This window comes from Nostoc sp., from assembly GCF_036917935.1.
Taxonomy (GTDB): domain Bacteria; phylum Cyanobacteriota; class Cyanobacteriia; order Cyanobacteriales; family Nostocaceae; genus Nostoc.
This window is the reverse complement of record NZ_JBALEL010000039.1, coordinates 45,710-58,630: the sequence shown is the minus strand read 5'-3', so window position 1 is coordinate 58,630 and position 12,921 is coordinate 45,710. Positions and strand designations below refer to the sequence as shown.

The 12,921-nt window shown below is 41.8% G+C and carries 10 protein-coding genes and 2 pseudogenes; 8 read left to right on the top strand and 4 right to left on the bottom strand.

The features are described 5' to 3' along the window. Window positions 1-39: 39 nt before the first annotated feature. The 3 genes from V7K62_RS17605 (at window position 40) to V7K62_RS17595 (ending at window position 6,325) form a co-directional block, all read left to right on the top strand. The gene (locus V7K62_RS17605; RefSeq protein ID WP_334866156.1) at window positions 40-1,500 is read left to right on the top strand and encodes a hypothetical protein; all 1,461 of its coding nucleotides are present in this window, start codon (window positions 40-42) and stop codon (window positions 1,498-1,500) included. Between the two features lie 541 nt (window positions 1,501-2,041). Then, on the top strand, window positions 2,042-4,204 hold the full coding sequence (gene pabB / locus V7K62_RS17600) for an aminodeoxychorismate synthase component I (protein WP_334866154.1): 2,163 nt from the start codon (window positions 2,042-2,044) through the stop codon (window positions 4,202-4,204). A 360-nt stretch (window positions 4,205-4,564) separates the two neighbouring features. Beyond that, entirely contained in the window at window positions 4,565-6,325 is a 1,761-nt protein-coding gene (locus V7K62_RS17595) for an iron uptake porin (protein ID WP_334866152.1), read from the top strand. A 36-nt stretch (window positions 6,326-6,361) separates the two neighbouring features. Here the strand turns inward: V7K62_RS17595 and V7K62_RS17590 are convergent, their stop codons facing one another. After that, entirely contained in the window at window positions 6,362-6,703 is a 342-nt protein-coding gene (locus tag V7K62_RS17590; protein ID WP_334866150.1) for a hypothetical protein, read from the bottom strand. 65 nt (window positions 6,704-6,768) lie between these two features. Between V7K62_RS17590 and pip the strand changes: the two genes are divergently transcribed. Beyond that, complete coding sequence (gene pip, locus V7K62_RS17585; RefSeq protein ID WP_334866148.1) at window positions 6,769-7,707, top strand: prolyl aminopeptidase; 939 nt, start codon at window positions 6,769-6,771, stop codon at window positions 7,705-7,707. A gap of 121 nt (window positions 7,708-7,828) precedes the next feature. Here pip and V7K62_RS17580 read toward each other — a convergent pair whose 3' ends face one another. Then, entirely contained in the window at window positions 7,829-8,377 is a 549-nt protein-coding gene (locus V7K62_RS17580) for a pentapeptide repeat-containing protein (protein WP_334866146.1), read from the bottom strand. Window positions 8,378-8,536: 159 nt separating this feature from the next. Here V7K62_RS17580 and V7K62_RS17575 point away from each other — a divergent pair. Next, window positions 8,537-8,740, top strand: a pseudogene (locus tag V7K62_RS17575) (alpha/beta hydrolase); the annotation flags it as partial. 102 nt (window positions 8,741-8,842) lie between these two features. Here the strand turns inward: V7K62_RS17575 and V7K62_RS17570 are convergent. After that, complete coding sequence (locus V7K62_RS17570; RefSeq protein ID WP_334866144.1) at window positions 8,843-9,307, bottom strand: pentapeptide repeat-containing protein; 465 nt, start codon at window positions 9,305-9,307, stop codon at window positions 8,843-8,845. Window positions 9,308-9,458: 151 nt separating this feature from the next. Here V7K62_RS17570 and V7K62_RS17565 point away from each other — a divergent pair. The 3 genes and pseudogenes from V7K62_RS17565 to V7K62_RS17555 all read left to right on the top strand — a co-directional run. Continuing rightward, window positions 9,459-9,662: pseudogene (locus V7K62_RS17565) on the top strand (alpha/beta hydrolase); the annotation flags it as partial. A 490-nt stretch (window positions 9,663-10,152) separates the two neighbouring features. Then, window positions 10,153-10,794 (top strand): DUF4232 domain-containing protein, encoded by a 642-nt coding sequence (locus V7K62_RS17560; protein ID WP_334866142.1) that lies wholly within the window; start codon window positions 10,153-10,155, stop codon window positions 10,792-10,794. A gap of 101 nt (window positions 10,795-10,895) precedes the next feature. Then, a complete protein-coding gene (locus V7K62_RS17555) occupies window positions 10,896-11,687 on the top strand; it encodes a GH25 family lysozyme (RefSeq protein WP_334866140.1) in 792 nt (263 codons plus the stop codon). Between the two features lie 407 nt (window positions 11,688-12,094). Here the strand turns inward: V7K62_RS17555 and V7K62_RS17550 are convergent, their stop codons facing one another. After that, window positions 12,095-12,532: an NUDIX hydrolase gene (locus tag V7K62_RS17550; protein WP_334866138.1), complete on the bottom strand. Its 438-nt coding sequence runs from the start codon at window positions 12,530-12,532 to the stop codon at window positions 12,095-12,097. Window positions 12,533-12,921: the final 389 nt, after the last annotated feature.

Sequence of the window (12,921 nt, the reverse complement as noted above, 5' to 3'; positions counted from 1 at the left end):
TAAACAAAGTTTGAAGTTTGAAAAACCTGAACAAATTTTATGAAACAAAAAGAGACGATATTTGTTATTCCGACTCATCGACTGAGAGATGTAGCACAGACCATCGAAAAATATGATGAGAATTTCTGGGCAAATGGTCATGCTTTAAAAATTATCGTTTTTGACGATTCCAGCATTGCCAACCATGAGAAATATTACCCACTTTTAGAGCAAACTAAGACAGTCAATGACGTTTTTTATGTTGGGCCCCAACAGAAAGAGCAGTTTATTACATTTTTAAACGAAAGACTGCGCGATCGCAAGCTAGAATCACTCGTCAAAAACTTATTCCGACCTAGTTATGGAGGAAATCGCAACTTCACGCTAATGTATACCCTTGGTCATTTAATGGTTAGTGCAGATGACGATATGCGACCAGATGCATTAATTGAAACTAGCCCAGAATCTTTGTCAGGTGATGAAATATGTCGAGGAAAATTAATCAAGTCCAACCAACAAGGCGGCTACGTCCATAAATCTTTTGACTTACTCACAGCTTTTGGTGATGTTCTCGGTCAAAAAGCTAGCCATGTACCAGAAAATTTCGAGGCTGGAGAATTGGTTATTGATACAGCAATGGATTTAGAAACGAACACAACTAAGGGTTACTTTCGAGAGAACAGCCTCTTATTACAACCAGGGAGAGTATTAAATAATGCGATCGTCAAAATTGCCCAGACTTTTCGCACAGGAACTAATGATATCGATACACTTGATTTTATTCACATGTATCTCAATGATGAGAACCAAATTAGTCCAAATGACCTAAATGATTTTTATATTCTTACCAATTTTAGACCTGTTATTACTAACAAAAACTGGAGAATGGATTGTGGAGTCGCTGGATATGATAATCAGCTAGGTTTACCACCCTTTTTTCCAACTCGACTCAGGTTTGAGGATTATATCTACAGGATTTGGATACAGCAAGAGGGGATTGCAGCTGCACACGTTGATGCTGTCCAAAACCATATTAGAAATAACTATATGCGTAATCCTCTGGCTAGTGAACTCTTTAATGAAGAAATATGTAGCTTGCTGAAAAGGAAGATTAAAAGCAGTGTTTATCATCTTGATGATTTGGGAATCAAGTTTGATTACTCTGGCGAGGTCACGTTGCAAGACTCTGAGGAAATCCTAGAAAAAATCTCTGCTATCCACAGACAGGTAGTCAAAGCCTCAATATCTACCCAGAACGAAGAACGTAAGCAGTCACTTCAATTATTTGCTGAGAATTTATCGAGAGTATTTTATGGATTTGAACCAGACTTTTTTCAGCAAAACGTTTCCAGAATTATCGATGATGTCATTAGCCAATTTCACGGTTCTCTAGAAATATGGCCAACTCTAGTAGAAATCTGTTACTTCAACAAAGATAAAAAGGATCTACCACAAATCAGGGTTAAAAACAAGAAGGTCAAGTCTAGAAATGGCACAAAATCGAGTGAAATTATCGTATAAATTAGACCTTTCGTAAACAAGCCATCTATAAGAATTTACGATTCTTCATCCAGGTAAATTCTCTTAGTACACAGTTTCGTAATTTCGTGACCAATTGAGGGTTTAAGTTTAAATGCAGAGGGACGCAGAGTATAGCGCAGAGGAGCGCAAAGTTTGTTTGAGTCCATTCGCTACGAACTTAGGCAAAGCTGTACTTAGACATATTATTTCAAGACTTAGGGACTTCCAAATAAAAAAATATCCCAAATTTTCTATGGGTGTCTTACCCATCTCATATTCAGAGTGAGCAGGACTTCGACGTGAGCGCTGAGTCGAATACTGCCCACCCTAGAAGATTAGATAATTTATTTGTTGGAAATACCTTATGCTAGGATACTTTACAGGCAGTAAGGACAAGATTAACCAAAATCAAGAACTGCAAAGTATATGACAACATAAATTATTAACAAAGATAGAACGAAAAAATTTAAAGTAGCGGATAACTTATCTAGGTGCTATTCTAAGTGCAAAAACGTTCTATATAGTAGTTAATTAAGTATGTATGCAAACATTAATTATTGATAACTATGACTCTTATACCTTTAATCTTTACCAGATGATTGCCGAGGTAAATGGGGAACTGCCTCTAGTAATTTATAATGATCAGCTTAACTGGGATGAATTGAAAGAAATTGCATTTGACAACATTGTGATTTCACCTGGTCCCGGTCGTCCAGAAAGGTCAGAAGATTTTGGAGTCTGCCGACAAATAATTGAGAACGTGGATGTACCCTTGCTGGGAGTTTGTCTGGGGCATCAAGGACTTGGCTACCTACATGGTGCAAGAGTGATTCATGCACCGGAAGTTCGACACGGTAGACTCAGTAAAATTTATCATAATGATTCGGAATTATTTCAAGGTATTCCTAGTAATTTTTCTGTGGTGCGCTATCACTCCTTGTTAGTTGCTAATGAACTACCTGAGTGCCTAGAAAAAATTGCTTGGACTGAAGAAGGATTGGTGATGGGATTGCGTCATCGCCATCTACCTTTTTGGGGTGTGCAGTTTCATCCAGAGTCTATTTGTACAGAATATGGGCAAAGATTACTAGCAAACTTTCGAGATATGACGCTGCAATTTACAGAGAAATCGTCAAGAAGTCCACAAAAGCAATATTGGATTGGATATGGATCTGTTACTCCTGTTAATGATCAACCCTGCGAAGAACAGGAAGAGAAGTTTGAATTGTATACGCGCAAGTTAGATATCTGCCCAAATACAGAACAAATATTTGTACAACTGTTTGGGGATGCACCGAACGCTTTTTGGCTAGATAGCAGCCGTGTGGAACTTGGTCTATCTCGCTTCTCGTTTATGGGTGATGGCAGCGGGGTAAATAGTTTATTGGTGCGGTATCATACCCAAACCCAAGAACTGATCGTCACACAGTCAGATACTGTGACTCATCGCAGCGAAAGTATTTTTGAGTATTTGAAGCGAGAAATAGACTGGCGATTTTGTCAATCTAATGAGTTACCTTTTGATTTTAACTGTGGATTTGTTGGCTATTTTGGCTATGAACTCAAGGCAGAGTGTGGCTCGTCATTGGTACATTCTTCACCATTACCTGATGCACTTTTCTTACTTGCCGATCGCATGATTGCGATCGATCATCAAGAACAGTGTCTTTATTTGCTGCAATTAATCAAAAAAGGACAAACAGAACAGGTAGAAACTTGGTTTGATAATATCCAACAACAACTCGAAACTCTAGATCCTCTTTTTTCCCTTGTACCCCAAGAAAATTGTCAGCCAGTTAAGTTCCGTTTGAGTCGCAATTATCAAAATTATATCCAAGATATTCAGCAATGCTTGAACGAAATTCACGAAGGGGAAACCTATCAAGTTTGCCTGACAAATCAGCTTCACACCGATGCAACCCCCGATCCATTGACGTTCTATCGCACATTACGTAAAATCAATCCGGCTCCTTACTCTGCATTTTTGCGCTTTGGTGAGATTGCGATCGCCTCTTCATCTCCAGAACGGTTTCTACGCATCGATCGCCAAAGATGGGTAGAAACTAAGCCCATCAAGGGAACGATACACCGAGGAGAAACCCCCGAAGCCGATTTCGTCCTCCGTGAGAAGCTACGCAACAGCGAAAAAGACCGGGCTGAAAATCTCATGATTGTCGATCTGTTACGCAATGATTTGGGACGAGTCTGTGAAGTTGGTAGCATCCACGTACCAAAATTAATGGATGTGGAAACATACCCAACAGTACATCAATTGGTGACAACAGTACGCGGGCGGTTACGTTCAGACTTACAAGCGGTGGATTGCGTGCGGGCTGCATTTCCCGGAGGATCGATGACTGGTGCGCCCAAAATTCGCACCATGCAAATTATCGATCGCCTGGAACAAGAAGCGCGGGGAGTCTATTCAGGTGCGATCGGCTTTTTGGGCTTGAATGGTTCAGCCGATTTGAATATTGTGATTCGGACTGCTGTTTTGACTCCCAATCAAACTTCCATTGGTATCGGTGGCGGAATTATAGCGCTTTCTGAGCCAGAGATGGAGTTTCAGGAAACGCTGCTTAAAGCTAAAGCCTTAATCCAAGCTATGGTTCTGACAATGTATGGAACCTCTGAGTCAAATAATTATCACATTTTGGGATTAGAAGCAACAACTGCTGATAATTATGAAAAATTACCTGCCTAAATCAAGGGCTGAAAAAATGATGGAGAAATTACTAATTTATAATCAAAACCCCATGCATAAATGCACTTTCTTGACTAAAGAATAAATTTCAAGATAAAAAGGAGCTACCGCAAATCAGGGTTCAAAACAAGAAGCTAAAGTCTAAAAATAGCCCAAAATAGACCAAAATTACCTTAGAAACCCGACCTTTGGCAAAGAAGCCATCTGTAAAAATTTACGATTCTTGATCTGGGAAAATTTTCTTAGATATAGCTTAGGTAACAGCAATCTGATAAGATTTCCAACAAATAGAATAATTGCTTGTTCTCTTTTTCTTGAACCCACTGATTTCGGTTATTTTTTGGGAAAGGAAAATAAAAAATGTCTCATCTATTGTGGAAAACTCTGGTATTAAGTCCAGTAGTTTTGGGAGTGACGGTGTTGGTTTCCGCTAGGGCTATGGCTGCTGAAGTAGCAAGTTATTCTGAACAGACAAAGGCAAAAGCTACTCAGACAGAAGCATCAAATGCTTCAATATTCATTCAAACAGAGCAACCAAAAGTTAATCAGCAGTTGGTTGCCCAAAAGACTGATGAAAATAACGTTTTAGAAGAGGTTAATCGCTACAGCAGCGAAGCCAAGAACCAAAATTCACTGTCTCAAGTCACATCAGTTTCTCAATTTTCTGATGTACAGCCGACTGATTGGGCATTCCAAGCTTTGCAATCCCTGGTTGAACGCTACGGTTGTATTGCTGGATACCCCAATAGCACCTACCGTGGCAATCGGGCACTGACTCGTTATGAGTTTGCCGCAGGTTTAAATGCTTGTTTAGATCGAGTTAATGAACTGATTGCGACAGCAACCGCTGACTTGGTATCAAAACAGGATTTGGCGACTCTCCAGCGTTTGCAAGAGGAATACTCAGCAGAACTAGCAACTCTGCGTGGTCGAGTAGACTCTGTAGAAACACGGAGTGCCGAACTTGAAGCTAATCAGTTTTCCACTACCACAAAATTGGTAGGTGAAGCTATTTTTGCTGTTAGTGATGTGTTTGGCGGTAATACTGGCGATGCTAATAATACTGTCTTCCAAGATAGGGTACGTTTAGACTTGCAAACCAGCTTCACGGGTAAAGACATTTTACACACCCGTCTTGCAGCTGGTAATGCACTAGCCTTTAGTCAAGTAGGGAATGGTGGTGCTGCGATCAATACTGCTGAAGGCACACAAACATTTCAAATCGGCAGCACTACTAACAATAGTGTCATTATAGACTGGCTGGCGTATTACGTACCCATAGGCCCAGTCCAAGCTTACTTTGCGGGCACCGGAGGTATTCATAGCGATTATGTTGCCACTAACAACCCTTACTTTGAGGACTTTGATGGTGGTAATGGTGCCTTGTCTACCTTTGCTTCTGAAAGTCCCATCTATCGCATTGGTGGTGGTGCAGGTGCGGCGCTGACTTTACCCTTTGGTAGCGGTAGCTTTTTCAAACCTTCACTGACTATAGGCTACTTGGCGTCAAACGCTAATAATCCTGGGGCAAATCAAGGTTTGTTGGAAGGTAACTATGCAGCTCTTGGACAGTTGAACTTTAGTGTTGGCGATCGCTTGGCGATCGCTGCTACCTACGTTCACGGGTATAATGGTGCTGGTGGTGGTAATTTATTTGATTTCGGTGGTGGTTTGGGTAGTGCTAACCGCGTCGTAGGCACCGATCAAGCTAACACCCTAAGTACCTTAAACGCATCTTCCAGTAATTCTTATGGTGTAGAAGCCGCCTTCAGACCCAGTGACAAACTGTCAATTAGTGGCTTCATTTCTTACCACGATGTCATCGGCTTTGGTGTTGGTGATGATTATGAAGCTTGGAGCTACGGTCTTGGGGTAGCTTTACCTGACTTCGGTAAAAAGGGTAACGTTTTAGGGATTTTTGCTGGTGCAGAACCCTATTCCTTTAACCGACCTGGTTTTGCTGGTAATGATATACCTTATCACTTTGAAGGCTTTTACAAGTATCGCGTTTCAGATAACATCTCAATCACCCCTGGTGTAATCTGGTTGACCTCTCCTGGTCAAAACAGCAATAACGATGATGCTATTATCGGTACCTTGAGAACAACTTTCACCTTCTAAAGGTTTACCGCAGGGGCGCACATCTGTGTATTGGTGTCAACTTAAGCCTTGGCGAATAGAATTGCCTGCGGCTACACAGGCAAAGTCCGCCTCTTTTTGACTAACGGAAAACAAGGGGCTTAAGCCCCTTGTTGAAACCCACGTTCGCGTAGCGTTCCGTAGGAAAGGTGGGTAAAGTTTCGTGTAGAAGCGGTTTCTAACCGCCCATTTCGCGTTAAGTTGACTTCTTGCCATAGCGATCGCCATTTTGAATGCCATCTTAGCTAGCAGAATCGTTGAGATGCGATCGGGAGTAGCAGCCCAAGTTTTCAATACTGTGATGATTCTTGGCTGAGGCGATCGCCCTTTAGGTAGAAGGCCATTGGAGGGTTGTATCATAGGTATCGAGTTTATTTGATTTATGCAAGCCGAGCGATGACAATATTACTGATAAAATATGCAAAATGCGAGAAGTTTACCCAGCGATCAAACCTTACTTAGAAGGTAGTTTACAGGTTTCCGATCTTCATACCATTCATTTTGAAGAGTCAGGGAACCCGCAAGGTCAACCCATCGTTTTGCTGCATGGGGGCCCTGGTGGTGGATGTCCAGCTTTTTATCGGCAATATTTCCACCCAGAAAAATGGCGGTTAGTAATGTTTGACCAGCGCGGTTGTGGTCAAAGTACGCCCCATGCTGAATTACGAGAAAACACCACTTGGGATTTAGTCAGTGATATCGAAAAACTGCGCCAACATTTAGGTATAGAAAAGTGGACAGTCTTCGGTGGTAGTTGGGGTAGCACTTTATCATTAGCCTACAGTCAAACCCATCCCTCTCGCTGCACGGGATTAATTCTGCGTGGTATCTTTATGCTGAGACAAAAAGAGTTGCGATGGTTTTACCAAGAGGGTGCTAGCTATATTTTTCCTGATGCTTGGGAAGAATATCTTAAACCAATTCCCGTAGATGAACGTGATGATCTGATCGCAGCATATTACAAACGTTTGACCGATCCAGATTTAGAAATTCAATTAACAGCAGCGCGTGCTTGGTCAATTTGGGAAGGTAGTACCAGTAGACTTTTTTTAGATCCAGAACTCATGCAAAAGTTTGGCGAGAGTGAATTTGCTTCAGCTTTCGCACGTATTGAATGCCATTACTTTATGAATAAGGGATTTTTGGAAACAGAAGATCAATTACTCTTAAATGTAGACCGTATCCGCCATATTCCGGCTGTAATTATTCAAGGACGCTATGATGTAGTCTGCCCAATGATATCAGCTTGGGAATTACATCGGGCTTGGCCAGAAGCCGAATTTATTGTGGTTCCTGATGCCGGACATTCGATGAGTGAACCAGGAATTCGTAGTGCTTTGATTGAGGCAACAGATAATATTTAATTGGGTTGAATATTTAGGCTGGGGACGATACCTACTTATTTAATGGTAATTTTAATGCGATCGCTGCCAATTAAAGTTGACATTCATGATTATTTTCGCAGCAAAAGATAAGGAATTTGTCTCATCTGGCATCACGACCATTCCCCCACTGGGGACCTTTTACTACAATCCCACTGGGCAAGGTGGTGCGCCAGATCAAATTGGAACCCCGACGAATCATACCGTCATCGGTATGAGCGCCTTTGAAATAGGTTTGAGCGAGAACAGCGTACTCGAAGGAGCCAATTTGGACTCCAGGGAAGTTAGCACAATTGGCATTCATGTGATCCAAGTTACTTCCTCGCAAGTCAGCGTTATCGAAAGCGCTCCAATCCAAACAGGCGGCACGCAAATTAGCATCGCGGATAATTGCTCCTACCAAATAACAACTTTCCAAGCAAATACCGCCCAAATCGGCTCCAGTCAAATCGGCTCCAATCAGATAGACATTACGCAAATCAGCCCCTCGCAGGTTGATATCTCGCAAAACCACACCATCGAGATCGAGTCCACTATGTTTGGAGCGGCGAAATCCATAGAGTCCATAATGAGCCAATTTGATTCCGGCAAAGTTACGTTCCCCATCAGCATACCGCTCCAGCAACTCCTCAGCAGTAATTTCCCAGACCATTATTTACCTCCCGTATTAACTAACATATACGTGCAGACTTAAAACAGATGAAGTTAAGAAGAATAGTAGGTTGGGTTGAGCGTAAGCGTTACCCAACAAAGCCTTGATAATGTTGGGTTTCGTTCCTCAACCCAACCTACGCCAGTTTTAGTTTTTAGCCTTAACTTAAATGTAGACCGTATCCGCCATATTCCGGCTGTAATTGTTCAAGGACGCTATGATGTAGTCTGCCCAATGATATCAGCTTGGGAATTACATCGCGCTTGGCCGGAAGCCGAATTTATAGTGGTTCCTGATGCTGGGCATTCGATGAGTGAACCAGGAATTCGTAGTGCTTTGATTGAGGCAACAGATAATATTTAATTGGGTTGAATATTTAGGCTGTGGGACGGGGGAGTTTGCCAAATAAGCGGGGATGTAAGACTAAATCCACGACAAGGCAATCTTTACCAAGATGCGAGAGGATTATGCAGTACCTTCACTTCGGATACTTCCATCAGGCATGATAGTTTCGTGGAAGATAGCACCTTTGCAACGCCAGATACTAAACTCACTAGCTCCTCTCAAATCAGCGTAGCTAAGATTGGCATCGTCGAAAGATGTTTCAGTCAAAATAGCTCTTCTCAAGTTGGCATGGCTGAGATTAGCACCTTTGAAGGTAGTTTGCCCAAACACAGCATTACTCAAATCAGCCCCTTCCAAATTAGCTCCTGTCAAAGCGGCTTCACCGAGACGCGCTCCCTTCAAGTTGGCATAGCTCAAGTCGGCATAACTGAGATCAGTCCAATCCAGACTAGCGTTACTGAGATCCGCTTCCCTGAAAATAGCCCTGCTAAGATTCACGTCCAGCAAGCGAACTCTTGGCAGCTTAACTCCAGTAAAATCTCTCTCCCCAGCAGCGTAGCGCTGCAACAACTCTTCAGCATTCATAATTTATCTCCTGCATCAACCAACATATATAGCAATACGCTTGGGTTAAGAAGAATAGTAGGTTGGGTTGAGCGTAAGCGTTACCCAACAAAGCCTTGATAATGTTGGGTTTCGTTCCTCAACCCAACCTACGCCAGTTTTAGTTTTTAGCCTTAACTTAAATGTAGACCGTATCCGCCATATTGCGGCTGTAATTATTCAAGGACGCTATGATGTAGTCTGCCCAATGATATCAGCTTGGGAGTTACATCGAGCTTGGCCGGAAGCCGAATTTATAGTGGTTCCTGATGCTGGGCATTCGATGAGTGAACCAGGAATTTGCAGTGCTTTGATTGAAGCAACAGATAATATTTAATTGGGTTGAATATTTAGGCTGTGGGACGGGAGAGTTTGCTAAAGGGTGGATGTAAGACATCGGAGTACTCCAACACGACTTCGGAGTACCTCAACACGACTTTGGAGTACTTCAACACGACTTTGGAGTACCTCTACACGACTTTGGAGTACTTCAACACGACTTCGGAGTACTTCAACACGACTTCGGAGTACTTCAACACGACTTCGGAGTACCTCAACACGACTTCGCAGTACCTCAACACGACTTTGAAGTACCTCAACACGACTTTGAAGTACCTCAACACGACTTCGGAGTACCTCAACACGACTTCGGAGTACTTCAACATGACTTCGAGGTATCTGTTGCTTATATAACAATACACCCTAGCCTTAGAAAGTACCTTCACTTCGGATACTGGCTCCCTTCAAATTAGCTTCGATTGTAAATTTGGAAACTTACAATGTATATGAAGCATCAGTGTAAGTAGTTCATTACAAAAAAAGAAGATATGCGAATTCTAATTGTGGAAAGCAGTATGTTGTTGCTCCTGACTGCGGTGACAACTGGCTGTGTCGGTTCTCCCTCTATTACCAAACAGACACAAGCCTTACCAAGAATCACTGAACAGCCAACGAAAGAAGCTGTGTTGACCTCAACACCCACACCGGCTGCAAAACCTATAGAGCATTCTACCCCTGAAGCCACTACTGCCACGAATCCGACGCGCTGTGAAACTAGCCAATTGTCAGTGCGCCGAGTCTTTGAAGATGCTGGCGTTGGAAATGTTGCACTTACCTACGCCTTCACCAATAACGGCTCATCCCCTTGCACCCTCAACGGTTATCCGGGATTGGCATTACTGGATGGAAAAGATCAGCCTTTGGAGGGAGTTAAAATTATCCGCTCCAAGGACACTTACTTTTCGAGTCAGCAACCTCGACAACAAGTAACTCTGGCTCCTGGAAAACAAGCCTCATTTCAGATAGCATATAACCACATTAGTTCCCCAGAGAAACAGTGCCCAATGTCTAGTAAAATTCAAATCACGCCTCCTAATGCTTACCAGCACTTTACCCTCACGGAGGAAATCAAGCCTTGTACGGGCAAAGTTAGAGTGACTCCAGTACGAGCCGTTACCACTCAACCCTAGTAAATTTCTGTAATTTACTCCAAGACCCAGAAAAAGCATAAATTTAATCAAAGCCTCTGATAAGTTCAGTATTGTACTATTCACAAAGGTTAAAAAATTCTATGGAAGGAATTGATGTTGCCGATCAAGACGGCAGAGTAGATTGGACAGCAGTAAAAAACTCTGGTAAAACTTTTGCCTTTGTCAAAGCCACAGAAGGAGTTAGCATCAAAGATTCTGCTTTTGCTCATCACTGGCAGACGATGAAAACTGTTGGTATTATTCGGGGTGCTTATCATTTCTTTCACCCCCATACATCTGACCCGGTTCAGCAAGCCAAGGAATTCTTAAAAACTTTGGGCAAATTAGAACCGGGAGACTTACCACCAGTCATAGATGTAGAGGTAAATGACAAAGTAAATAGCCAAGCTGTAATTAATGCCGCGAAGCAGTGGTTAGCAGAGGTGGAAAAAGCCCTTTTACAACAAACAAAAAAACCAATCAAACCAATCATTTATACCTTCCCCAGTTTCTGGACAGAACTTGGGAATCCATCTGATTTTGCTAGTTATCCCTTATGGATTGCCCACTACGGAACCAAAAACCCAACTATTCCTGGTGCTTGGCAGGGACAATACTTAATCCATCAATATGAAGGTGATATATCTGGTGTAACTGGTGTTAGTGGTCGAGCCGATTTGAATAGATTTAATGGATTACAGCTAGGAGATTCTGGGCTAAGAGTAAAACAATTACAACAGCAATTAAAAGATATTGGATTATATACTGATGCCATCGATGGGCATTTTTCTGAGTCAGTTAAGAATGCAATTGTTAGTTTCCAAACATCTAAGAAATTGCAAGCTGATGGAATTGTCGGAATAAAAACTTGGGTAGCTTTATTGTGGATTTAAGTAAGGAACGTGGATTAAATAAAATGCAAAACTTCATCCTGTCTCACCCTCCCTCTCCTTTAGAGGATGTTTTAAAAGTCCTCTTGTCGGTATCAAAACATTTTAGATCCCCCTAAATCCCCCTTAAAGAAGGGGGACTTTGAGAGAGGTTGCCCCCCTTTTTAAGGGGGGTTAGGGGGGATCAAAGTGCCTAAAATCACAGCCAAATACTTTTAAAACATCCTCTTATAAAGGAGAGGGATTGAGGGTGAGGTAAGCCAGGGACATAAATTGTATGTTATTTAATTCTTATTCCTAAGTGGGCGTGAATAAGTAAAGGTTTGTAGTAAGGGTTGGAGCCATTTACTACAAACCCTTAGTTCATTTTATATTGCGTAATATAGTTTAATTTATTCTGGCCCACTTACTTAACATCGCAATGCACAAAATTGAGATTTAACCTGGAAAAAACCTTTAAGGATTCGTTTGAGTGAATTAAACTTAACCCGCCTGATAGCTTTATTCACCTCTACCCATTGCCGTTTTCTTTTACTTGCTTCTGGATAATCTTCACTCAGCATTTCTACTGGTAATAAATACATCTTAACTCGGTAAATTTTGCCTTGTTTGCGGTACTTATAAGTGCCTAATTCATTTGCATCTACCTGCCCTATCACCCCTGCTTCTTCCCACGCCTCTTTAGCTGCTGAAGCAGGTGGACTCATGCCATCAGGAATATCTCCTTTCGGAATCACCCAGTGTTGAAAGTCACGGGTTGTAATTAGCAAGATTTCAACTTTACCATTGTTTACTCTGTAAGGAATTACCCCGGACTGTTTAAACACTTTGCTGACTTTTCGACTCATGTAATTTACATCCTGTATGGCCTAGCTTTTTTGTACAATGTTTACTTCAGAAAGTCGAGAGCTGATATAGAATAAGTTTTGGTTAATCTTAGATTATGAAAAGGTTAAAATTGCTTTTTTACCTATAAGAGTTAATTATTCAAAGTAGGGACGCACAGCTATGTATGAGGGCTGTGCGGCCATATCATCTGGAACATCTGCAAACTCGCAGGGTATGAGAATAGCTAGGTTTGTAATCTTACAAATATAAAAGTAACTGCTGTAAAATGTGTATTCCTGATGACTGATTTACAAATGCGGCACTCTTAAAAACATCACATATTTTGGCTTAATGCCAGAATATATAGCCATCCTATTTGATTTTTTCACAAAACTCAGATCCCCGACTT

What these genes read in the sequence shown, in the direction of transcription:
- V7K62_RS17605 (WP_334866156.1), top strand. Translation starts at nt 40, where the DNA reads ATGAAACAAAAAGAGACGATATTTGTTATTCCGACTCATCGACTGAGA.
- pabB (WP_334866154.1), top strand. Translation starts at nt 2,042, where the DNA reads ATGCAAACATTAATTATTGATAACTATGACTCTTATACCTTTAATCTT.
- V7K62_RS17595 (WP_334866152.1), top strand. Translation starts at nt 4,565, where the DNA reads ATGTCTCATCTATTGTGGAAAACTCTGGTATTAAGTCCAGTAGTTTTG.
- V7K62_RS17590 (WP_334866150.1), bottom strand. Translation starts at nt 6,703, where the DNA reads ATGATACAACCCTCCAATGGCCTTCTACCTAAAGGGCGATCGCCTCAG.
- pip (WP_334866148.1), top strand. Translation starts at nt 6,769, where the DNA reads ATGCGAGAAGTTTACCCAGCGATCAAACCTTACTTAGAAGGTAGTTTA.
- V7K62_RS17580 (WP_334866146.1), bottom strand. Translation starts at nt 8,377, where the DNA reads ATGGTCTGGGAAATTACTGCTGAGGAGTTGCTGGAGCGGTATGCTGAT.
- V7K62_RS17570 (WP_334866144.1), bottom strand. Translation starts at nt 9,307, where the DNA reads ATGAATGCTGAAGAGTTGTTGCAGCGCTACGCTGCTGGGGAGAGAGAT.
- V7K62_RS17560 (WP_334866142.1), top strand. Translation starts at nt 10,153, where the DNA reads ATGCGAATTCTAATTGTGGAAAGCAGTATGTTGTTGCTCCTGACTGCG.
- V7K62_RS17555 (WP_334866140.1), top strand. Translation starts at nt 10,896, where the DNA reads ATGGAAGGAATTGATGTTGCCGATCAAGACGGCAGAGTAGATTGGACA.
- V7K62_RS17550 (WP_334866138.1), bottom strand. Translation starts at nt 12,532, where the DNA reads ATGAGTCGAAAAGTCAGCAAAGTGTTTAAACAGTCCGGGGTAATTCCT.